Genomic DNA, 1,206 nt, shown 5'->3' with positions numbered 1-1,206 from the left:
TGCGGTGGACTAGACTAAATCTGACAGTGGTTGGTTTTTCATGCTGGCGCGCATTGGCGCGGAGGGCGTAGCCCGTAGCGGCAATGCGCGCCGCGAACAGCAAGGAGTCCGCCATGACTCAGGAGCAGAAGGTAATTCGTGCCAAGGTCGGCATACTCGAGCTGGCCCGGCAACTCGGCAACGTCAGCCAGGCCTGTCGCGTGATGGGTTACTCGCGCGACAGCTTCTACCGATTTAAGGAACTGTACGATCGAGGCGGTGAAGCTGCGCTGCAGGAGATTTCCCACCACCGGCCGCTGCTCAAGAACCGCGTGGATCCGCAGGTCGAGGCCGCCGTTGTCGAACTGGCCCTCGAATTGCCAGCCTACGGTCAGGTGCGTATCGCCAACGAGGTCCTCAAACGGCATGCTCTGTCTGTCTCGCCCCAAGGCGTCCGTAGCATCTGGTTGCGCCACGATCTGGAGACCATGCCGAAGCGCTTGAAGGCCTTGGAAGCCAAGTCCGCCCAGGAGGGGTTGGTGCTGACCGAGGCGCAGCTCGTCGCGCTCGAACGCGCCAAGCACGAGAAGGAAGTGCACGGCGAATTCGAGTCCGAATGCCCGGGCTACTGCGGCGCGCAGGATACGTTCTACGTCGGCAGCCTCAAGGGCGTCGGCCGTGTCTACCAGCAAACTTTCGTCGATACCTACTCGAAGGTTGCTTTCGCCAAGCTCTATGATCGCAAGACACCTTTGCCGGCGGCGGACCTGCTCAACGATCGCGTTGTCCCGTTCTTCGACAGCTTCGGCATTCCGCTGCTACGCGTGCTGACAGACCGCGGCACCGAATACTGCGGCAACCCCGAACATCACGAATACGAGCTGTATCTGGCCTTGGAGGACATCGACCATACCCGAACCAAGGCCAAGTCGCCGCAAACCAACGGGATCGTCGAACGGCTGCACAAGACCATGCTCAACGAGTTCTATCGCATCGTCTTCCGAAAGAAGATCTACGACTCGATCGCTACGCTGCAGACGGACCTTGATGCGTGGCTCGACCAGTACAACAATGAACGAGAGCATCAGGGGCGCTGGTGTTATGGCAAGACGCCGATGCGTACTTTCCTCGATTCGCTCGAACTAGCCAAGGAGAAACTCATCCCCCATTGATGGCTCGTTCTTTGTAGGCCCGACTACCTGTCAGATCGAGTCCCGGCTAATACAC

General features: G+C 59.4%; 1 protein-coding gene. It reads left to right on the top strand.

Going from position 1 to position 1,206, the window contains the following annotated elements:
- Positions 1 to 113 precede the first annotated feature (113 nt).
- Positions 114 to 1,151, top strand: coding sequence for an IS481 family transposase (locus ACNQQL_RS35950; RefSeq protein WP_060968564.1), 1,038 nt, complete (start codon positions 114 to 116; stop codon positions 1,149 to 1,151).
- Positions 1,152 to 1,206: the final 55 nt, after the last annotated feature.

Source organism: Burkholderia sp. LFS061 (genome assembly GCF_047978125.1).
GTDB classification, from domain to species: Bacteria; Pseudomonadota; Gammaproteobacteria; order Burkholderiales; family Burkholderiaceae; genus Burkholderia; species Burkholderia pyrrocinia_C.
This window is presented reverse-complemented; position numbering and strand designations above follow the sequence as displayed.

Bases quoted from the DNA above. Each gene is read 5' to 3' on its own strand.
- ACNQQL_RS35950 (WP_060968564.1), top strand. From the start codon at position 114: ATGACTCAGGAGCAGAAGGTAATTCGTGCCAAGGTCGGCATACTCGAG.